This is a genomic window from Mesorhizobium sp. M1273 (genome assembly GCF_040318195.1).
Lineage (GTDB): Bacteria > Pseudomonadota > Alphaproteobacteria > Rhizobiales > Rhizobiaceae > Mesorhizobium.
Genome location: NZ_JAMYLV010000015.1, coordinates 39716 through 59846, shown reverse-complemented (window position 1 = coordinate 59846; position 20131 = coordinate 39716). Strand labels below are relative to the sequence as shown.

Below are 20131 nucleotides of genomic sequence, written 5' to 3'. Positions count from 1 at the left end.
GTAAAATTGATTCTTTGGGCGATACCCATCCACGCGTCGGATAGGTCAATACATGCGTTTTAAGGGACTCGATCTAAATCTCCTGGTTGTGCTGGACGCTTTGATCAGGGAGCGTAAAGTCACCGCCGCGGCCCGCAGTATTAACCTGAGTCAGCCGGCCATGAGCGCCGCCGTCGGTCGGTTACGCGCCTATTTCAGCGATGAGCTATTTACGATGAACGGCCGCGAACTCATTTTGACACCGCGCGCGGAGGGGCTCGCCACAGCAGTCCGGGACGCATTGCTGCACATCCAGCTGTCGATTATTTCCTGGGACGCCTTTAACCCGGCCCGATCGGATCGTCGCTTCCGCATCATCCTTTCCGATTACCTCACGCTCGTATTTTTTAAGAAGATCGTAAAGCGTGCTGCGCGGGAAGCTCCCGCCGTCCGCTTCGAATGTCTGCTTATTTCCGACGACCCCGAGGAGCTTCTCCGGCGCGGCGACGTTGATTTTCTGATTATGCCGGAAGTGTTCATGTCGAAACATCCTCGCGCAGCCCTGTTCGAAGATATACTCGTATGCGTAGGCTGCGGCACGAACAAGCAGCTGTCAGAGCCACTTACATTCGACCGATACTTGTCGATGGGGCAGGTTGTGCTTAAATTCGGGGACACCCGGCAGCCCTCCATCGAGGAATGGTATTTGCTCGAGAACGGTTTCGAGAGACGTATCGAGGTCGTCGTACAGGGCTTTAGCATGATCCCGCCCCTTATATCAGGCACCAACCGCATCGGGACAATGCCCTTACGGTTGGCGCAGCATTTCGCAAAATTAACACCCCTGCGGATTGTCGAACTTCCGCCGCCACTTCCTGCCGCATTCACGGAGGCCGTCCAATGGCCTGCGCTTCACAATAATGATCCGGCAAGCCTATGGATGCGGGAAATGATGTTGCAGGAGGCATCTCGTATGATTACCCCGCCTAAGAGCACCGGACGTCTCAGTTGTCGGCCGACGACCCCTCGGTTATGAGAGGAGGCATGGATGGCGATTGGGATTGGGCGATTCCTGCATTGTCGAGAACGATGCAGGGAGAGCAGATCCTTCAGCCTGAAGAGGTGGCAGCGATGCTGCCGCTGCATGAGCTTGGCTGGGGAACCGACGGGCGAACGAATTCGGGTGCGCTCGCAACACGGTGCCTCGGTATCTAAGCGAGGGCGGGACTGTTCCGTTTCGCAAGCCTGTGCGGCCGACTCGTTTGACGGACTGGACGATTGGCTGCGGGAGCGCTTCTTCCCCCATGGCTCGGGCTGGATGACGATCTCGACCCGCTCCAGATGCGCCGGGAACGCCTTGCGCGGTCGCGCAGCACGTCGCGGCTCGCCTGTCGGTCTTGCGGCCTCGAGCTCGGACTCAATCGCGCCGAGCCCGGTCTGGATTTCGAAGGCGAAGGCCTGCTGGGCACGTTCGAGCTTCTCGGAGCTGCGACCGAAGCGGCGCGCTCCAGCTGCTTGACGATCCCATGAAGGTCGGCGATCCTCTCCTGGGCACGCTCGTTGAGTGTCGCCATCCGGACGATCTCGGCCTTGAGTGTTTCGCTCCGGAGTTGTTGCAGTTCGGCCTTCTCCGCCGCCATGGCGACGAACATCGCCTTGAGCGGATCGATTTCGTGGGGACGGGCCGAAGCGCTTCTCGTCATGACGCCGACAGGAGCTTATTTTGCACGGCCTGAGGCCCGCCTTTTGCGCCTGAGTCACTTCGCCACGGCCTATCCGGCCGACGTCGGACGCCGTCTCCGTTCGGCTCAAACGCGCCAGTCCATGCCTTCGACGAGCGCCATCAGTTCGGCGCGGCAAGCCGGATCACGCCGTTCTCCACCCGCGGCCAGCGGAACTTGTCCTCGTCCAGCGCTTACGGTGCGGGTATGCCGGCGTCGAGCAAACAGAGAGAAGTTTGGGGCCGAACCAGGACGGCCCCGTTACGAAGTGTTGTCCTGGTGGTTTGAGTGTCGAATCTTCAGATCGATTGCTTGGGCGACCAGCGTCCCCGCCGCCAGCGAGCCCGCAACTGCTCAGCAGAAGGGCGAAGTGAACGTGAGTGCATCCATTTCGTAAATGTGTGTCTATCCAAGCAATCGATTTCTCTAATTATCCGACGAGGAATATGAACGCGTCAGGCAGGGTGCATCATTAGGAGTATTTTCAATGGCAAAGATTATCGAGGGTGGCCCGGGTTCCGAAACACTCCTCGGCACCGAGCTTGAAGATTGGATGGAGGGTTTCGGAGGCAATGACTGGATTGACGGTCGTGGCGGCAACGACGAGATCTCGGCTGGCCAGGGCAGTGACCGAGCCATTGGCGGCGAGGGTAACGACCGCATCTTCGGCGGAGATGGCTGGGACGATCTCTCCGGCGACAACGGCCGCTTCAACGCGCGCATCTCCGGTGAGGACAATGACAGGCTCAGCGGCGGTCCCGGCCAGGATGTCCTCTACGTGGGTGACGGCCAGGATACGTTGACCGGGGGCACCGACAATGACACGTTCGTGTTCCAGTTCCACAATCCGGTGCCTGGGGTTGTCGGGTCGAAGTCGGACATTACCACTATCACCGATTTCAACCCGGCGGAGGATAAGTTCGCCTTCGATGCGGTGGGCCTCTACAACGACGGTTTTGGCGCGAACTTCGTCAACAACGCCAGCATACAGTCCGGCTACCCGGTGAGCAGCTTCTACAGTGGTGCGGCCTCGGGTGCGAACGGCGAACACGTCGTGGTGATCACTGGCGAATCTTTCAACTCTGCTTCTGAAGCCGCGAGTGCGATCTCCGGCGAGCACGCCGGCGACATCATTGTCTACCAAAGCAGCTACAGCGACAGAGTCGCAACTCTGGCCTATGTCACCGCCGAGAACAACGGGCATGAGTTCGCCCACCTGGGCGGTGTGGTCACCGTGGCCGACCTAGGCCTGACCGCGTCGGACTTCACCTTCGTTTGATCCAGAAAACCCATACGGAACAGCGCCCTGCCCCCCTGGGCGGGCGCTTTCCGTCTCCGCTACTTGCGATGGGCCGGGGCGCCCGGGAGCAGTCGCAGCGTGTACAGCTTGACGAAGCCCTGCACGTCGCGCCGGTCGTACACCGAAATCTCCCTGAACGCGTGGAGGCGGAAGCCTGTTCGGGCCCTTGCGGCCGGCCACGATGACGTTGCCCTTCCAAACCTTCAGCCGGACGGTGTTGTTGTTGACCCGCTCCATTAGATGCCAAGCCAAACATATTCGGCGGGAGCACTGATCCTGAATCAGCGAGTCGGTTGCCGCTCGGGGAGCAATATAGGGAGCTGGGTCGCCAAATCCTCACGGAGACCTACGTGAGTAACCATTCCTTGAAGGATTCAGCTTTGAGACCTTTCCCTCTGACTTCCGCTATTTGGGGAATTCTGTTGATCAGCGGCGTGGTCAACGTGCTTGCGCTGATCTCGCCGCTGTTCATGCTTCAGGTCTACGACCGCGTCCTGGCAAGTGGCAGCGTATCGACGCTAGTGGGGCTTGTCGTGCTTGCTGCAGGGCTGTATGCGTTCCAATGCCTGCTCGACGTTTTGCGCGCCCGCGTGCTGCTGCGGATTGGCGAGCGTTTCGATGAACAGTTTTCCGGACGCGTTCACGATGCGATCGTTCGCCTTCCGCTTTTAACGCGCATGCCGGGCGACGGCTTGCAGCCGCTTCGCGACCTCGACAATATTCGCGGATTCTTAGGTGGAAACGGTCCGACAGCGTTCTTCGATCTGCCATGGATGCTGCTTTATCTTGCCATTTGCTTCCTCCTTCATTTCTGGATCGGCATGACGGCACTTATCGGGGCGATCGGTCTCACATCTCTGACACTTCTTACCAACACTCTCTCGCAACGGCCGATACGCGAGACCATTGCCCACGACATGGTGCGCAATGGCCTACTGCAAGCAGCGCGTTGCAATGCCGAGGTCGTGCAAGCTCTCGGTCTCGGAAAGCGGATCGCTGCCCGATGGCACAAGGCCAATGCCGAGTATCTGGCCGCCAACCGGAAAGCTGGGGACGTGGCAGGTGGGCTGGGTGGCATTGCAAAGTCGTTGCGCGTGCTGCTGCAATCGGCCATTCTTGCCGTCGGCGCGTACCTTGTCATCAGGCAGGAGGCTACGGCCGGGGTCATGATTGCCAGTTCGATCATGATGGGGCGTGCGCTGGCTCCGGTCGATCTGGCCATTTCAAGCTGGAAACCCTTCCTCATGGCGCGCCAGGGTTGGGCGCGGCTGGAGGACCTCCTGGGAAAGGTTCCTGAAACCGCTCCTGTTATGCCAATGCCTGCACCTGAACGCGAACTCCGCGTCGAAGGCGTGACAATCGTTCCGCCCGGCGAAAGGAAGCCGACCGTGACCGGCCTTGCGTTTGCCGTTCAGGCGGGAAGCGCACTCGGGATCATCGGTGCATCGGGTTCGGGCAAGTCGACACTCTCGCGCGCCATCGTCGGCGCATGGACGCCGGTCGCCGGAAAGGTTCGCATCGACAGCGCAAGCCTCGATCAATGGGACCGGGAAGCGCTAGGCCGTCATATCGGCTATTTGCCGCAAGGTGTTGAACTGTTCGACGGCACCATTGCCGAAAACATCGCTCGTTTTGAAGATAATCCTGACCCTGAGGCTATTGTCACCGCGGCGAAAGCAGCGGGCACGCACGAACTGATCCTCCGATTTGAGCACGGCTACGAAACTCCGATTGGTGAGGCCGGATCGGCACTTTCCGCCGGGCAGCGCCAGCGTATCGGTCTTGCCCGTGCCCTTTATCGAGACCCTTTCCTTGTTGTGCTGGATGAACCCAATGCCAATCTCGATGCGGAAGGCGAGGCTGCGGTCGTTAAGGCGATCGCCTCCGTGCGCGAGCGCAAGGGCATTGCGGTTGTCGTTGCCCATCGGCCGAGCGCCATCCGCGCCGTGGATTTGGTGTTGGTGATGGAAGGTGGACGGCAGCGAGCATTCGGTGCGCGTGATGAAGCGCTTTCCAAAGTCTTGAAGGGGGCAGCGATGGCATCAGGCGCTGGGGTCAAGGCCATCGAGTCTACACAGGATAACGAGCGCGCTGACATGGAGGATCCCGGTGTCCGGCATTCATCAGAACAATGACGTTTCCAGGTCCATTCGCCGGCACCTGGTGGCGGGCCTGCTGGCGAGCGTGATCTTTGTGGGAGGAGCCGGAGCCTGGGCGGCCTTCACGAATCTCTCCGGCGCGGTTGTCGCGTCCGGACACTTTGTCGTCGATTCCTATGTGAAGAAGGTGCAGCACCCGACCGGCGGGGTGGTGGGAGAAATCCTGGTGAGCGAAGGTGATAAAGTAAAAGCCGGCGACATCCTCATGCGGCTCGACGCCACCCAGACGCGCGCCACTCTCGCTGTAGTCACCAAGCGGCTCGATGAGCTGGCCGCCAACCTGGCACGACTCGAAGCTGAGCGTGACGATCTGGCGGAGATCGCCTTCCCGGACTGGCTGCTCGCCCGCAGAGATGTTCCGGACGTAGCTTCGGCAGTACATGGCGAGACGCGGCTGTTCGAATTCCGCAGACAATCCCGCGACGGAAGGCAGGCGCAGCTAGCGGAACGCATCACTCAATATGAGCACGAGATCGAGGGGCTCAAGGCGCAGGAAATCGCTTGTGAGAAAAGCACCGAGATTCTCCAAAAGGAAATTGCTGCCCTGAGTGGGCTGCGCGACCAAGGCATTGTCTCGGACCAACGCTTGAACAGCCTGAAGACGCAGGTTGCCACTTTCGGCGGCGAACGCGGTGAGAAGATTGCACATCAGGCACAGACGGCAGCCCGCATAGCCGAAACGCGCCTCCAGATCCTGCAGATCGATCCGGATTTCAAGACGGAAGTCGGCCAGGAGCTCAGAGAGGTTCAGGCGCAGGTTGGGGAGTATGTTGAGCGCAAGGTGGCGGCTGAACAGGAACTGCGACGGATCGATATTGTCGCGCCGCAGTCAGGCGCCATTCAAGAACTCGCAGTTCATACGGTCGGAGGAGTGATCACGCCCGCCGATCCGATTATGCTAATCGTGCCGGAAGGCGACGATCTTGCGCTTGAAGCACGAATCACCCCGAAGGACATCGACCAAATCCAGCTTGGTCACAAGGCCGTGCTGCGGATGTCAGCCTTCAATCTGAGGACCACGCCGGTATTGAACGGATATGTCAGCCGGATCGCAGCCGATCTGGCGACGGACGAAAAAAACGGCGTTTCGTATTACCTGGTGCGTCTGTCGGTTCCGCATGCGGAACTGACGAAGCTCAAGGACCTGACGCTCGTGCCCGGCATGCCGGCCGAAGCGATGATCCAGACGGGCGAGCGTACGGCGCTTTCTTATTTTGTGAAGCCGCTGTCGGACCAAATCAGTCGCGCATTCCATGAGGAATGAAAGTGATCCACAGAAATATTTTGTTGGTCGTTGTTACGCATGCATGAGAGTCACAACCGTCTGAAAACACAATCATGCGTTCCTCAGTTGGATTGCGCCTCTGAGTCAGATACGTGGTTCCGCGGTCATTTTGCCCTTGCAAGTCGCCGCCCATTCAGTTCTTGGCCTCGAGCGCATTAAGATACCCATCATCGTACACAAAGGCTGGAAAAGAGTCCGGTGTCTTGAGCGATCCTAGGTCTGGAGACCTAGGGTGAGCCTGCAAGCACAGGGCCAGGACATGATTGAGCGTCTGCAATATTCGGACAGGTGCATAGAAAGACAGGCAGGCGCCAAAGACGCGCTTTCAACGCACTAGACTAAACCGATGCTGCGCACCCCGAGCGTCTTGCCGCCCTCGCTCCCGCCGGTAGGAATCAATCGCGAGCAGGCTGCGACGTTCATCGGCGTAAGCTCAACGACCTTTGATGAAATGGTCCAGGACGGCCGGATGCCGCAGCCACGAATGCCGAGCAAGGGGCGCATTGTTTGGGACGTCGAGGAACTTATATTGGCGTTTCGAAAGCTCCCTCACCGCCAAATCGGAGGAGCACCAAAGCTTGACGAAGATTCGCCGCCACTAGACAATCCTTGGGATCGAAAACCACGAACATGACGGATGAGCCCGTGAAGGTCGATCTTAAGGGCGTAGTGAAGGACACTGATCGCCACGGCAATGATCGGTACTATTTTCGCGCACCGGGTCGGAAGAAGGTCCGGCTCCGTGAACCGACCGGCAGCGACGAGTTCCTCGAGGAACTGCGCTGCGCACGCGCCGAGGTCTCTTATGTTCGGCCCGGCACTCTTCCCGAGATTTGCCGGCGCCTCCCCAAGCCTTCCGAGCCAGCGAAGAAAGGCACGTTACTGTGGCTTTGCCAGGAGTATTACCGTCGGGGCGGCACGGAAATCACCCAAGACACTATGGCGCGCCGACGAGCAATTCTGGAGCGCGTATGCGAATTACCTCATCCCCTCGAAGGTGACCCGGATCCTCAGTATCCCACCAAGGGATCTCTGCCATTCGCCGGTATGAAACGGTCTCATGTTAAGGAGATCAGGGACACCAGGCTCGACGCCCTTGGCGCGGCAAACAATATCGTAAAAGCCATCAGCGCGATGTTTGAGTGGGCAAAGGACACAGAGATTCCGGGCGTCGACTCCAATCCCGCCCGCGGCATCAGACGGCTAAAGAGCGGCGACGGCTGGCACCCATGGGACGTGTCGGAGATCGTTCAATATGAGAAGCGGCATCCGCTGGGTACCGCAGCCAGACGTGCGCTCTCGATCTTCATGTTTACTGGCCTGCGGTTGTCCGACGTCGCGATCTTCGGTCGACAGCACATCACGCTCGTCTACAACGAGGAGACCGAGCAGTGGGAGAAGTGGATCAGAATTAAGCCTGGGAAGACCAGTCGTAACAAGGATGCGGTGTTGGTGGAGCTCCCGCTTCTGCCCGAACTAGAGGCGGAACTTGAGCACACGCCCTCCGACCAGATGACCTTCCTGGTCAATGAGTATGGTCGCCCGTTCTCGGAGAACGGTCTGGGCAACAAGATGCGCCAGTGGTGTGATCAAGCTGAGCTGCCGCACTGCAGTGCTCATGGAATTCGCAAGGCCGGCGCGACGATCGCCGCTGAGAACGGCGCGACGCACGAGCAGCTGAAGGCGATATATGGGTGGACTACGTACCAGCAGCCCGACCACTACATCAAGAAAGCGCGTCGCCGGAAGGTAGCGAGAGCGGCGAAATACCTGCTGGTTATCGATCGAAAAGAGAACAAAATTGTCCCACTTTCTGAGGGGGTTGAAAGAGGTGGGACAAAAATGGCCAAAAAATCCAATTAAATCAGCGGCCACAAAAGCCAATGGTGGGCCCGGAGGGACTCGAACCCCCAACCAAGCGGTTATGAGCCGCCGGCTCTAACCATTGAGCTACAGGCCCCACGGCGCTGGATTAGTGTTTTTCCCTGAACCGCACAAGGCTTTCCGAGGGCTTTCCGAGCAGGCGTTCCAAGGGGGCTGGCAGGGATCGCCCAAATCAGCCCATATTGATAACCTATTGCACGTCGCCCATTGGACGCCGGCCAACACACGGCTGTCTTGGGATCCCAGATCGAGGAGATTTCATGACCAGACGTATTTTGCCCCTGGCGATTGCCGCCGCAATCGCATTTCCGGCGATCGCGGCCGCCGCCGATTCGCCACCGCCGCCGCGTATCGTCGTCACCGGTGAAGGCGAGGCGGCGATAGCACCCGATCTGGCTCTGCTGACGCTCAGCGTCATGCGCGAAGCCAAGACGGCACGTGCAGCGCTCGATGCCAATAACGACGCCATGGCCGCGGTGATCGCTGCCATGAAATCGTCCGGCATCAAGGAGCGCGACCTGCAGACAGCGGGCATCCAGATCAATCCGCGCTATAACTACACCAACAAGCCCGACGGCAGCCAGGAGGCCGAGCTTGTCGCCTATCAGGTGACCAACACGCTTTCGGTGCGCGTCCGCGACATCGACAAGACCGGCGACATTCTCGACAAGGCGGTGTCGCTCGGCGTCAACCAGGGCGGCGGCATCTCCTTCTCCAACGACGATCCGGCGGCAGCCGTCACCGAGGCGCGCAAGAAGGCCGTCGCCAATGCCATGGCCAAGGCCAAGACGCTGGCCGAAGCGGCCGGCGTCGGCATCGGCCGGGTCCTGGAAATCACCGACCAGAATTTCGCACCACCGCCGATGCCGATCAACGCCAAGGCATTCGATGCCGCCGGCGCGTCGGTCCCGGTGCAAGCCGGCGAGAATTCCTATACCGCACAGGTGACGGTGACTTTCGAATTGAAATGATCATCGCTTGCAGCATGAAAAAACCCCGGAGGATCGATCCTCCGGGGTTTTTTGAGCCGCGCTTTCCGTCCTGGCGGAAAGGGCTCCGCTACTCTACCGGCTGCAAGTCAGCCGGCCGCAAGCCCGAAGACCTTAGCGATAGATGATCGGACAGCCGCGCTCGTTGGCGAATACGATTACGACGCGGTCGCCATACTGGCGGCCGGCGACCTTGACCGTGCGGCGGTTGATGTCGATGATGCGGGCGCGGTGCAGGCCCATGCGTTCGGCCTTGTCAATGGCACGCTCCGGCGAACAGGACCGGCGCCAGCCGCCATGACGGCGGTGTTCGCGATAGTAACCATCATCTTCGTCGCCGGTATAGACGCCGACGCGCGGATCCTGGTTGTTGCCGAAGCCGAGATAGATGCTGTCAGCATGAGCGGGGATGGCAGCAAGCGTGCCAAGGCCGACAAGTGCCGAAAGAGCAATCGTCTTGATGGTATTGAACATTGTCTTCTCTCCTTGTTTGAGGGTTTCCACCCGTTTTCGTCAAACCTATGCGAGGAGAATGCACCCGCCTGTCTGAATTTTTTGCGAACCGGCCATTCATCCCCCGTTCATGCGGCAAGAATGGGCCAGCCGTTAGTCTGTCCGTTTCTGGAACCGTTCTATGCAGGGCAGATGGGGAACGTACCCTTTTGCCATGGTTCCCGGTCTTCGTTACCGCAGGAAATCCTAAGGCTCGTCCGCGAGCATATGGTCGAAATAGTCGTCCGGCTCGGCAAGGTCGGTCTCGCTGGCGCTGACCCGGCCGCGCATCGAGATGCCGGCCTCGTGCACGGTCTCGTCGCTTCCCGACACCAGCCTGTGCCACCAATAGAGATCGCGGCCCTCGGCCACCAGCCGGTAAGCGCAGGTCTTGGGCAGCCAGCTGATGGTGCGCACGTTCTGCGGCGTCAGCCCGACGCAATCCGGAACACGCGCCAGCCGGTTGGCATAGTCGGAGCAGCGGCAGCTTCCAGCGTCGAACAGCCGGCAGCCGACGCTGGTCCAGTAGATCTCTCCGGTGTCCTCGTCTTCGAGTTTGGACAGGCAGCACTTGCCACAACCGTCGCAGAGTGATTCCCACTCGGCCGGGGTCATCGCCTCGAGCGTCTTGGTCTTCCAGAACGGCTTTTCCATCGTCGGCATGTGGCCCCCGGACGCTTCAAGGTCAAGCACGGCAACCGTGCACCCTCGTCCGAACGATACGCCGGGACCATACGCCGGAACATACGCCAGGACCATACGAATGACATGAAGTCGCCTTCAAAACGCCGGTCAATCGCCCTGTGCCACAGCTAGAACCTACAAACAGGAACCAAACATGGTTGCTGAAAGTTTGGGCATGGATGGGACGCCACAAGGAGTGTTTATGATGAAACGCCAACCACGGATTCTGGCAGGCACGGCGCTTGGCCTGTTGATGGCGTCCGCGCCGCTAGGCGCGTTCCCGCTGCAAGGCAATGCCGCACTCGGCCCCGTGCAACGCACCGCAGCGCCGCTCATCCCAGTGCAATCGAGTTGCGCCGAGGGCGAGTCGGCGGAGGCCTGCGCGCAGAGCCAGCAGGCAGAGCAGCCCAGAAAGAAGAAGCGCGACCAGCAGCAGCAAACGGAATCCGCTCCGGCCGAGCAGATCGCTCCAGCCGAGTCCGAGCAACCCCGCAAGAAGCGGCGCAATCAGCAGCAGCAAACAGAATCCGCTCCGGCCGAGCAGATCGCTCCAGCCGAGTCCGAGCAACCGCGCAAGAAGCGGCGCAATCAGCAGCAGCAAACAGAATCCGCTCCGGCCGAGCAGATCGGTCCGGCCGAGACCGAGCAACCCCGCAAGAAGCGGCGCAATCAGCAGCAGCAAACAGAATCCGCTCCGGCCGAGCAGATCGCTCCGGCCGAGACCGAGCAGCCCCGCAAGAAGCGGCGCAATCAGCAGCAGATCGAAGCGGCCCCATCGGAACAACCGGCCGAGCAGGCAGCGCCGGCAAACGACAACCAGCCCAACGTCAATCCGCGCAAGAAGAAGCAAAAACAGAACCAGCAGATCGAGGCTGCCCCGGCAGAACAGGCTCCGACTGTCGAGCCCGGACAAAAGCCGGGCAAGCGCAAGAAGCCTGCTGAATTGACCGGACCCGCCACGGAGGCGGAAGGCCAGCCGGCGCCGACCAATAAGGAAGCGACCCCACAGGCCCAACCGGCTCCGACCGAGCAGCAGGCCGCTCCCGTCCAGGGCGAACAGCCCCAGGACAAGATCAAGAAACGTGGCAAGAGGCCTGTCGGCGAACAGCCGGTGACAGGAGAGCAACAGCCCTCGACCGGCGAACAGCCTTCGACTGGCCAGGCCGCGCCGGTCCAGGGGGAAAATCCGGTCCAGGGTGAAGCCCAGGCCAATCCGAACGAGGCACCTGTTCTGGACAGCCAGAAGGATGTCTTGCGCAAGCGCAAGGGTGGCAAGGAGCGCGGCCAAAATGCCGGTAAGCAGCAGGGCAACCAGCCCGCCCAGCAGGGCGAGAACCAGGTGGAAGCCCCGAAGCCGGCTCCGGTCGATCAGGGGCCGCCACCCACCGACGACCGGGCAGCCCAGCGGGAGATCAAGCCTGAAAAAATCGTTCCGGTGACCGAGGAAAAAGGCAAGCGCGTCGAGCGTGCGCCGGACATCGAGGATGTTCGTCGTCGTCCGCGCCCCCAGGGTGCCAACGTCGTCAGGGAATTCGGCGACCGCGTTATCCTGCAGTTCAACAACCAGACGTTCGTCGAAAGCAGTGATGCACCGCGCATGCACCGCGGCGCCAGGAATGTCTATTACGAGGACCTGTCGGGCGATCGCACCCGGGAAATAGTCGAGCGTGACAATGGTGTCCGGATCGTCACCATCCGCAATCGCTACGGCGACGTCATCCAGCGTTCACGCATCGCGCCCGACGGCCGCGAATATGTGCTGAGCTATGTCGACGAGCGGAACTATGACGACGATGCAGACTGGCGCGACCCGGGCGACGACCTGCCGCCGATGCGCCTTACCATCCCGCAAGAGGAATACATTCTGGATTCCGAAGAGGTCGAGGATCCGGACGACTACTACACCTTCCTCGAACGGCCGCCGGTCGAGAGGGTCCAGCGCCTCTATTCGATCGACGAGGTCAAGCGCTCGGCCCGCGTGCGCGACATCGCCCGCCGCATCGACCTCGACACGCTCAACTTCGAATTCGGTTCGGCCTCGATTTCCGACACCGAGGTCCAGAAGCTGGAGGGTGTTGCCAACGCCATGGACAAGCTGCTGAAGAAAAACCCGGCCGAGAGCTTCCTGATCGAGGGCCATACCGACGCTGTCGGCACACCGGAAGCGAACCTTGCTCTGTCCGACCGCCGCGCCGAGGCGGTCGCCGAAGCCTTGACCAACGCCTTTGGCATCCCGCCGGAGAACCTGACGACGCAGGGCTATGGCGAGGAGTATCTCAAGGTCAACACGTCGGGACCCAACCGCGAGAACCGCCGCGTCGCCATCCGCCGGATTACACCCCTGGTAGCGCCTGTGGCCAGCGCCCAATAAACCGCAATGTGAACCGCGCGATTTGATCAACCATTGAATCGCGCGGTCATCAATCTTGAAACGCGCGGTTACCCATCCCAGATTCTGGAAAGGGCGTTCCCTGCCCTGTCCCGACTCCAGCGGGACACACGAGCCCCGCCGGTTCCCCTCCCCGGCGGGGTTTCGTTTTTTTGAAACCTTGCAAACCGCCGCAGCCTGCCCGAAATACGGCACTCCGACAATGGAGCCCGAATCGCCGCATGAAGCGCCTCGAACTCGCCATCGAATCGATCATTCTCGCCTCGCGCTGGCTGCTCGTCGCCTTCTATCTCGGACTGGGTGCGGCACTTGCAATTTATGCCGTGTCCTTCGGCAACAAGCTGTTCGAGTTCGTCTCCCTCGCCTTCACGCTCGATGACACCGACACCATCCTGAAAATACTCGGCCTCATCGATGCCGCGCTGGTCGCCTCACTGGTGGTGATGGTGATCATCTCGGGTTACGAAAACTTCGTCAGCCGCTTCGATGAAAATGACGGCAAGGTGCATTGGCTGGGCACGATCGATGTCGGCTCGCTGAAGGTCAAGGTCGCCTCGACAATCGTAGCGATCTCCTCGATCCACCTCTTGCAGGTGTTCCTGAACTCGGTCTCCTACACGACCGACCAGCTGATGTGGCTGACCATTATTCATCTGGCCTTCGTTCTGTCGGCACTGATGCTTGCCTATATCGACCGGCTGATGGGTCTTGGCAAAGCCAAGAAAGCCGAAGACTGAGCACGCGTCTGTGCCGGTCTTTAAGAGTTATGCCTGTCAGCTAGATACTTTCCGTCAGTAGATACCTTTGATTTTGGTCCGTCCGGCCGAACACCTCGTCCGGCACAAAAAAGTCGCCGGCGAGCGGGCCTGTCGCACCCGGCGCATAGGCCGAGAAATCGCTGACGCCCTCAGCGCGCAGCACTTCTTCGTCAATGTAGAAATTGCCGGTCGCCTCACGCGACGGCCTGACCAGGATGGCGTATGCCGCATCCGCCATGATGTCGGGCGAACGGCTCATCGCCGCCACCGTCGCCCCGCCCAGGAGGTTACGCACCGCCGCCGTGTCGATGGTCGAGATCGGCCATAGCGAATTGACCGCAATGCCGTCCCTGGCGAACTCGGCGCTCATGCCCAGCGTGCACATCGACATGCCGAACTTTGCCATCGTGTAGGCGACATGGTTCTTGAACCACTTGGCCTTCATGTCGAGCGGCGGCGCCAGATTCAAGATGTGAGGATTTTCCGCCAACCTCAAGTGCGGAATGCACATTTTGGAGACGAGAAAAGTGCCGCGCGTGTTGATCTGGTGCATCAGATCGTAGCGCTTCATATCGGTCTCCAACGTGCCGGTGAGCTGGATGGCACTGGCGTTGTTGACGGAGATATCGACGCCGCCGAACCTCTCCACGGTCTTGGCGACCGCCTCGGCGACCTGTTCTTCATCCCGAATGTCGCACAGCGCCGGCAGCGCCTTGCCGCCGGCCTGCTCGATCTCGTGCGCCGCCGTGTAGATCGTCCCGGGCAGCTTCGGATGCGGCTCGGCGGTCTTGGCCGCGATCGTCACATTGGCGCCATCGCGCGCGGCGCGCAGCGCAATCGCCAGCCCGATGCCGCGCGACCCGCCGGAGATGAAAAGCGTCTTTCCCTTGAGCGACATCCTTGCGCCTTCCTGCAACATGAAAGACACGATCCTTGCGCGGCTGAGAACCGCCGCGCAAGGCCCAACACACCGCATGTGGGTTACGCTGCGTCGGCCTTGAGACAATCTGAACTAGACCAGCACCAGGCCCTGCCGCATGGCGATGGCAATCGCATCGGTGCGGTTGGCGGCACCGAGCTTCGTCAGGATCGCTGCGACATGGAACTTCGCCGTATGCACGGAGATGTTCAGCCGCCGCGCGATGACCTTGTTGGGGGCGCCCTCGGCCAGTAGCGCCAGCACCTCGCCTTCCCGCGGCGAAAGCGTCGGCCGGACGATATGCTCGTCAGTCGGTTCCTCTTCGAACCGGTCGCTGCCATGGAAGGTCAAATCGTGATGCAGATCGGATAGAGCATGACTGTCACGCGAAATCCGGTAGCCCGCAGCCGCGAGCCGCGCGGCGGCGGCGATCAGCAACTCGTCCGCTTGCACCGGCAGCACGGCAAATACTGTATCGGCCGGCCATTCACGGGCCGCTCGCGACGATAGCAGCACGCGAGGCATAGCCGCGTCGACGAGCCCGCCTTGTAGCCCATGATCATCGACGATGGCGACATCCGCCGCCTCACGCCCGTCGACTTCGCCGGCCAGAACCGGCCGCAGATCATCGGTCGCGGCGAGAATGGCGGACAGACTTCGCGTGCGCTCGGCGTCACCGAGCGCGATCAGCACCGTCAGCCGTCTGCCAGCGACCTCACCGCTTACCATCTATCCCTCAGCTCAGTGGCTTTTCACCGATGGTCAGGGAAACCTCACGATTCTCGCCGCCGCGCACCACGCCGAGTGTCACCAAGGCACCGGCGCTGTCCGGCCCGAGCTTGCGGATCAGCTCGCGCGGGCCATGCACCGTCTCTGCGTTCCACGACACGATGATGTCGCCGAGACTGAGACCGGCTGATTTCGCCGGCCCGTTATCGTCGAGACTCATCACCATGGCGCCCTGTGTATCACCATTGCGGACCGGATGCAGGCCGGCGCCAAGATAGCCGCGCGCCACATGACCCTTCTCGCGCAGCGTCGTGACTGCCCGCTCGATCGTTTCGTAAGGCATGACCAGCGCCCGCCGGCGTGGCCCGAACAGCAGCATGCCGATCAGTCCGCCCTTGGCGTCGAGCACAGGGCCACCCTCGAAACGGCCGCCGGCATTGACGGCAAGGTTGATGCGCCGGTCGATCGTGCCACCGCGCATTGAACGCCAGGCCGGGCCGACCTCGCCGACCGTGCCGAAGGTAGCGAGCGAGGTGCCGTCGCTATTGCCCGCCACGACCACCAGGTTGCCCGGCCGCACCGCATCCGCCTTTACCAGTGACGGGGCGGCCGGCGCGCCGGCCGGTTTCAAAACGGCCGTGCCGGTGGACGGGTCGCGGCCGACCAGTTCCGCCTTGACGGCTTCGCCCGAAGAAAACGTCAGCTCGATCTCCTCGCCGGCCTCGACCGCCTCCTCGGCAGTGACGAAATAGCCGTCCCGCCAGTGGAAAGCAGTTGACGTCCGGTGGTGCGTCGCGAAGCTGGCCGTCGCTGGTGCCGCGGCTGCCGCGATGTCGGCAATGGCGTCGGAAAACGTGCTCAGATTGAAATCGCTCATGATTTGTCTCCTGGGTTCTTCGTGACCCAGATATCGCCCGGCAGGGCGTTGGCGGATACTCGCCTGACGGCTAGTTGGGCATTTGACTGGCCATCTGGTCAGGTCGCGGCCGGTCCGGCCGCTCCGCACATATAGGCATTGTTCATCTTGTTCCAAACGGAGCCCTCGGATGGCCCTGCCCGCCCAGCAATTGCAATATGACGATGCCCTTCTCGATGCCTATTCGGCGACGGTCGCCGATGCCGTCGACCGCATCGGGCCCGCCGTCTGCCGCATCGAGCGCATCGGTGGCCCGGGTGGCCATGGCTCCGGCTTCGTCATCGCGCAGGACGGGCTGGTCGTCACCAACTTCCACGTCGTCGGCGATGCGCGCAGCGTACGCGTGTCAATGCCGGACGGCGCCTCCAGGGAAGGCCGCGTGCTCGGCCGCGATCCCGACACCGACATTGCGCTGGTGCGCGCCGACGGCAACTTTGCCGATGTTGCGCCGCTTGGCGATTCCAAGCGTTTGAGGCGCGGCCAGATTGCTATTGCCATCGGCAATCCGCTCGGCTTCGAATGGACCGTCACCACTGGCGTCGTCTCGGCACTCGGCCGCTCGATGCGTGCCTCCACCGGCCGGCTGATCGACGACGTCATCCAGACCGACGCCGCGCTCAACCCCGGCAATTCTGGCGGACCGCTGGTGTCCTCGGCTGGCGAGGTGATCGGCGTTAACACCGCGATGATCCACGGTGCGCAAGGCATCGCCTTCGCGGTTGCCTCCAACACCGCCAATTTCGTCATCTCGGAAATCATCCGCTTCGGCCGTGTGCGCCGTGCCTTCATCGGCGTTTCCGCCGACACCACCAACCTGCCGCGCCGCGCAGCCCTTTTGTCGCAAGTATCGAGCAGCACGGCGGTGCGCCTGCGCACCGTCGAAAAGAACAGCCCGGCGGCCAAAGCCGGCCTCAGGGAAGGCGACATTATTGCCGCCATCGACGGCCGCCCGGTCACCGGCGTCGACGATCTGGTGCGCATGCTCGACGCCGAGCGAATCGGCCGCGAGACACTGTGCACGGTGGTGCGCCGCTCCGGCATTACTCAGGTCACCGTGATGCCGTTGGCGCGGGCGAGTTAGCGCGCCGCAGCACCCTGCGCATATTGCGCCATAAATTCTGGGCTCGGCGGGATCGGCCTGATCACGTCGATCAGCACGCCGTTGGGATCCCTGGTGATGAAATGGCGCTGGCCGAAGGGTTCGTCGCGCAGCGTTCGCAGGATCGGCAGGCCAGCGGCGGTGATCCGCTCATAGATGGCATCCGGATCCCTGACCTCGAAATTGATCAGCAGGCCAGATGTGCGGCCCCGCCCTTCCTCCGGGATCGTCTCATGATCGCCCTGGACGATGCCGAGGTTGACGCGGCGATCTTCGGCTGAGCGCAGATGCACGTACCAGTAGGCCTCAAACAGCGGCTTGAAGCCGAAATGCGCAACATAAAAGGCTGCCGTGCCGGCAACGTCGCTCGTCATCAGCACCGGATAATAGCTCGTCGTCCTCATCTTTCCTTCTCCCGGCAAATAACATACAGTCTGCATGTAAATGGCAATAACATACAGGCTGCATGTATGCAACAAGGATCCGCTCGTCGCTCCAACCGTGATCGCACCGAGGCGACACGCGCTGAGCTCATCGCCGCGGCTCGCAAACTGTTCACCGAAAAGTCCTATGCCGAGACCGGCACACCCGAGATCGTCGCCGCTGCCGGCGTCACGCGCGGCGCGCTCTATCATCACTTTGCCGACAAGCAGGCGTTGTTTGCCGCTGTGGTCGAACAGGAGGCGCAAGCCGTCTCGGAAGAGATCGAACGCGCGTCGCCGCCTTCGCTATTTGCCCGCGATGCGCTGATTGCCGGCTCGGATGCCTATCTGGCTGCCATGCGTGCGCCCGGCCGCACGCGGCTCTTGCTGCTTGACGGCCCGGCCGTACTCGGCCGCGCCGCCATGGATGCGATCGACAATCGCCATGGCAACCGTTCGCTGCGCGAAGGCCTTGTTGCTGCGATGCGCTCGCACTCCATGACGAGACTGCCTGTGGAAGCACTGACCGCGTTGCTCGCAGCCGCCTTCGACCGCGCAGCGCTCGCCATCGAAACTGGAGCATCGATCGAGGACTATCGCGCCGTTCTCATGGCGCTGATCGACGGCCTGTCTCCGGCTCCTCCTCAGGTATCTCACCCGGTTCGAACTCGTTGAAACAGCCTAGCTGGCGCTTGAACTGGTCGATCAGCCAGGCGGCCGCCGGTTTCGGGCTGCGATCGGCGCGGTGCATGGCATAGAGCGGCGAGCGGACTTCGCTGTAAGGCTCGAGATCGAGTTCGACGAGCCGGCCGGTCGCCAGATCATCGGCGATGAGCCATCGCGGCAGCCCGCCCCAGCCCAGCCCCTCGCGCATCAGCACGTGCTTGGTGCGCACATCCGTCAGCCGCCAGGTGCGGTAGGCGAAGACGCCATAGTCACGCCCGCGCGTACGCTCGGACTGGTCCGAGACGACCAGTTGGATGTGTTCGCGGACATCCTCTAGCGCCACTGGTCTCGGCAGCAGCGCCAGAGGGTGATCAGGCGCTGCGGCTGGCACCAGGGAGAAGAAGCCGATGCGAAGCAGATTCACGTCCGTCTCACCCAGAAGCCCCCCGATGCCGAGATCGGCCTGTCCGCCGACAACATGATCGAGGATAAGGCCAAGCGAGCCGATATGCAGACGCAGCGTCACGGCCGGGAACTGCGCCTCGAATGCCTTTAGCACCCGAACCAGCACCGGCGACGGTAGCGTCACGTCGACCGACAGCGTCACTTCCGCCTCCAATCCCTGCCGGTATCCGTCGACACGCGAGCGGATGCGTTGCAGCACGCCGACCATGCGCCGCGCATCTTCCAGCGTCGCCTTGCCGACATCGGTCAGTTGCGGTTCACGCGTGCCCTCGCGCTCGAACAGCTTCAGCCCGAGCTACGCTTCGAGGTTGGCGATGGCGTAGCTGATCACCGATTGCGCGCGATTCAATTTGCGCCCGGCGGCCGAGAAGCTGCCGGTCTCGGCCACCGCAACCAGGATCTGCAGTTGGTCAAGCGTCGGGTTCGGTTGCATCGTTCAATCCACATTTTAGATGGATAATATACAAAATATACCAGTTTTTCAAATGGGTCTGCGCACACATATCTGCCGGGAGATTTTGATCCAACCCTGGAGACCCCATTATGTCCATCCTTCTTGTCACATCGAGCCCGCGCGGCGCTGCCTCACACTCGACCCGTATTGCTACTGAATTCGCCGAAAAGCTTGTTGCCGCCGATCCGTCGAACACGCTTGTCGTGCGCGACCTCGTCGCCAATCCGTTGCCGCACATCGATGCCGATTATGCGACCGGCATCTACACGCCGGCCGAAGCGCGCACCTCGCGCCAGGCTGAAGTCGTTGGCGTCTCCGATGTCGTGCTGGATGAACTGTTCGCCGCCGATTCGGTGATTCTCGCCACCGGCTTCATCAACTTCAACATCTCCTCGACGCTGAAGTCCTGGGTCGATCACATTGCCCGTTCCGGCAAGAGCTTTGCCTATGGCGAGAACGGCCCCAAGGGCCTCGTCACCGGCAAGAAGGTCTACATCGTGCTGGCTTCGGGCGGCATCTATTCCGAAGGTGCGGCCGTGCAGTTCGATCACGCCATTCCCTACCTGCGCAGCGTGCTTGGCTTCCTCGGCATGACCGATCTCGAGGTCATCCGCATCGAAGGAGTCGGCATGGGCGCCGATGCGGTGGCAGCAGCGCTGGCCAAGGCCTCGACCAAGGTCGACGCCATTGTAGCCGCGACCGGCAATGCCGAGCGCGTCGCCACCGCGGCGTAAAGCGTCAGCATCGTCTGAAAGGGCAGGCGCCCGGCGCCTGCCCTTGTTGTCGTTGGCGACAACCTATTGTGGTGGGCCACACAACCG

General features: G+C 61.5%; 18 protein-coding genes, 1 tRNA gene and 3 pseudogenes. 13 read left to right on the top strand and 9 right to left on the bottom strand.

Annotated features, from left to right (window positions below; genetic code table 11):
* Positions 1-52: 52 nt before the first annotated feature.
* On the top strand, positions 53-1015 hold the full coding sequence (locus NKH30_RS17710; protein ID WP_352996336.1) for a LysR family transcriptional regulator: 963 nt from the start codon (positions 53-55) through the stop codon (positions 1013-1015).
* Positions 1016-1023: 8 nt separating this feature from the next.
* Positions 1024-1285 (top strand): annotated as a pseudogene (locus NKH30_RS17705) (hypothetical protein); the annotation flags it as partial.
* Between the two features lie 29 nt (positions 1286-1314).
* On the opposite strand, the pseudogene NKH30_RS17700 reads toward NKH30_RS17705, so the two are convergent.
* A pseudogene (locus tag NKH30_RS17700) lies at positions 1315-1470 on the bottom strand (hypothetical protein); the annotation flags it as partial.
* Positions 1471-1505: 35 nt separating this feature from the next.
* On the opposite strand from NKH30_RS17700, the gene NKH30_RS17695 reads away from it, so the two are divergent.
* The 5 genes from NKH30_RS17695 (at position 1506) to NKH30_RS17675 (ending at position 8307) form a co-directional block, all read left to right on the top strand.
* Entirely contained in the window at positions 1506-1715 is a 210-nt protein-coding gene (locus NKH30_RS17695; protein ID WP_352753583.1) for a hypothetical protein, read from the top strand.
* 472 nt (positions 1716-2187) lie between these two features.
* Positions 2188-2979: a calcium-binding protein gene (locus tag NKH30_RS17690; protein ID WP_352815970.1), complete on the top strand. Its 792-nt coding sequence runs from the start codon at positions 2188-2190 to the stop codon at positions 2977-2979.
* Between the two features lie 386 nt (positions 2980-3365).
* Positions 3366-5135, top strand: coding sequence for a type I secretion system permease/ATPase (locus tag NKH30_RS17685; RefSeq protein WP_352996448.1), 1770 nt, complete (start codon positions 3366-3368; stop codon positions 5133-5135).
* Complete coding sequence (locus tag NKH30_RS17680) at positions 5110-6423, top strand: HlyD family type I secretion periplasmic adaptor subunit (RefSeq protein ID WP_352996334.1); 1314 nt, start codon at positions 5110-5112, stop codon at positions 6421-6423. The genes NKH30_RS17685 and NKH30_RS17680 overlap by 26 nt, the downstream gene beginning before the upstream one ends.
* A 666-nt stretch (positions 6424-7089) precedes the next feature.
* Positions 7090-8307: a tyrosine-type recombinase/integrase gene (locus NKH30_RS17675; RefSeq protein ID WP_352996332.1), complete on the top strand. Its 1218-nt coding sequence runs from the start codon at positions 7090-7092 to the stop codon at positions 8305-8307.
* A gap of 21 nt (positions 8308-8328) precedes the next feature.
* Here the strand turns inward: NKH30_RS17675 and NKH30_RS17670 are convergent.
* Positions 8329-8404 (bottom strand) — tRNA-Ile (locus NKH30_RS17670).
* A gap of 184 nt (positions 8405-8588) precedes the next feature.
* Here NKH30_RS17670 and NKH30_RS17665 point away from each other — a divergent pair.
* Positions 8589-9299 (top strand): SIMPL domain-containing protein, encoded by a 711-nt coding sequence (locus NKH30_RS17665; protein ID WP_352472400.1) that lies wholly within the window; start codon positions 8589-8591, stop codon positions 9297-9299.
* 132 nt (positions 9300-9431) lie between these two features.
* Here NKH30_RS17665 and NKH30_RS17660 read toward each other — a convergent pair whose 3' ends face one another.
* Both NKH30_RS17660 and NKH30_RS17655 read right to left on the bottom strand, forming a co-directional pair.
* Positions 9432-9791 (bottom strand): hypothetical protein, encoded by a 360-nt coding sequence (locus NKH30_RS17660; RefSeq protein ID WP_352472399.1) that lies wholly within the window; start codon positions 9789-9791, stop codon positions 9432-9434.
* Between the two features lie 225 nt (positions 9792-10016).
* Positions 10017-10463: a YcgN family cysteine cluster protein gene (locus NKH30_RS17655; protein ID WP_023678278.1), complete on the bottom strand. Its 447-nt coding sequence runs from the start codon at positions 10461-10463 to the stop codon at positions 10017-10019.
* 235 nt (positions 10464-10698) lie between these two features.
* On the opposite strand from NKH30_RS17655, the gene NKH30_RS33180 reads away from it, so the two are divergent.
* Together NKH30_RS33180 and NKH30_RS17640 are read left to right on the top strand one after the other, a co-directional pair.
* A complete protein-coding gene (locus tag NKH30_RS33180) occupies positions 10699-12864 on the top strand; it encodes an OmpA family protein (protein WP_502911481.1) in 2166 nt (721 codons plus the stop codon).
* A 239-nt stretch (positions 12865-13103) separates the two neighbouring features.
* The gene (locus NKH30_RS17640) at positions 13104-13619 is read left to right on the top strand and encodes a TIGR00645 family protein (RefSeq protein WP_352542061.1); all 516 of its coding nucleotides are present in this window, start codon (positions 13104-13106) and stop codon (positions 13617-13619) included.
* Between the two features lie 40 nt (positions 13620-13659).
* On the opposite strand, the gene NKH30_RS17635 is transcribed toward NKH30_RS17640, so the two are convergent.
* The 3 genes from NKH30_RS17635 to NKH30_RS17625 form a co-directional block, all read right to left on the bottom strand.
* A complete protein-coding gene (locus tag NKH30_RS17635; RefSeq protein ID WP_352996327.1) occupies positions 13660-14538 on the bottom strand; it encodes an SDR family oxidoreductase in 879 nt (292 codons plus the stop codon).
* Between the two features lie 114 nt (positions 14539-14652).
* Positions 14653-15288: a helix-turn-helix transcriptional regulator gene (locus NKH30_RS17630; protein ID WP_352542060.1), complete on the bottom strand. Its 636-nt coding sequence runs from the start codon at positions 15286-15288 to the stop codon at positions 14653-14655.
* Positions 15289-15295: 7 nt separating this feature from the next.
* Positions 15296-16165, bottom strand: a complete 870-nt coding sequence (locus NKH30_RS17625) for a S1C family serine protease (RefSeq protein WP_352491489.1) — start codon at positions 16163-16165, stop codon at positions 15296-15298.
* A gap of 169 nt (positions 16166-16334) precedes the next feature.
* Between NKH30_RS17625 and NKH30_RS17620 the strand changes: the two genes are divergently transcribed.
* Complete coding sequence (locus NKH30_RS17620) at positions 16335-17285, top strand: S1C family serine protease (RefSeq protein WP_023678284.1); 951 nt, start codon at positions 16335-16337, stop codon at positions 17283-17285.
* Here NKH30_RS17620 and NKH30_RS17615 read toward each other — a convergent pair.
* Positions 17282-17707 carry a VOC family protein gene (locus NKH30_RS17615; RefSeq protein ID WP_352473963.1) on the bottom strand — a complete coding sequence of 142 codons (426 nt, stop codon included), beginning with the start codon at positions 17705-17707 and terminating at the stop codon, positions 17282-17284. The two genes, NKH30_RS17620 and NKH30_RS17615, sit on opposite strands and share 4 nt — an antisense overlap.
* A 66-nt stretch (positions 17708-17773) precedes the next feature.
* Here NKH30_RS17615 and NKH30_RS17610 point away from each other — a divergent pair, with 66 nt between their 5' ends.
* Positions 17774-18400, top strand: coding sequence for a TetR/AcrR family transcriptional regulator (locus tag NKH30_RS17610; protein WP_352542059.1), 627 nt, complete (start codon positions 17774-17776; stop codon positions 18398-18400).
* On the opposite strand, the pseudogene NKH30_RS17605 reads toward NKH30_RS17610, so the two are convergent.
* A pseudogene (locus NKH30_RS17605) lies at positions 18333-19289 on the bottom strand (LysR family transcriptional regulator). The gene NKH30_RS17610 and the pseudogene NKH30_RS17605 sit on opposite strands and share 68 nt — an antisense overlap.
* A gap of 110 nt (positions 19290-19399) precedes the next feature.
* Here NKH30_RS17605 and NKH30_RS17600 point away from each other — a divergent pair.
* Entirely contained in the window at positions 19400-20044 is a 645-nt protein-coding gene (locus tag NKH30_RS17600; RefSeq protein ID WP_352491493.1) for an FMN-dependent NADH-azoreductase, read from the top strand.
* The last annotated feature ends 87 nt before the right edge of the window (positions 20045-20131 follow it).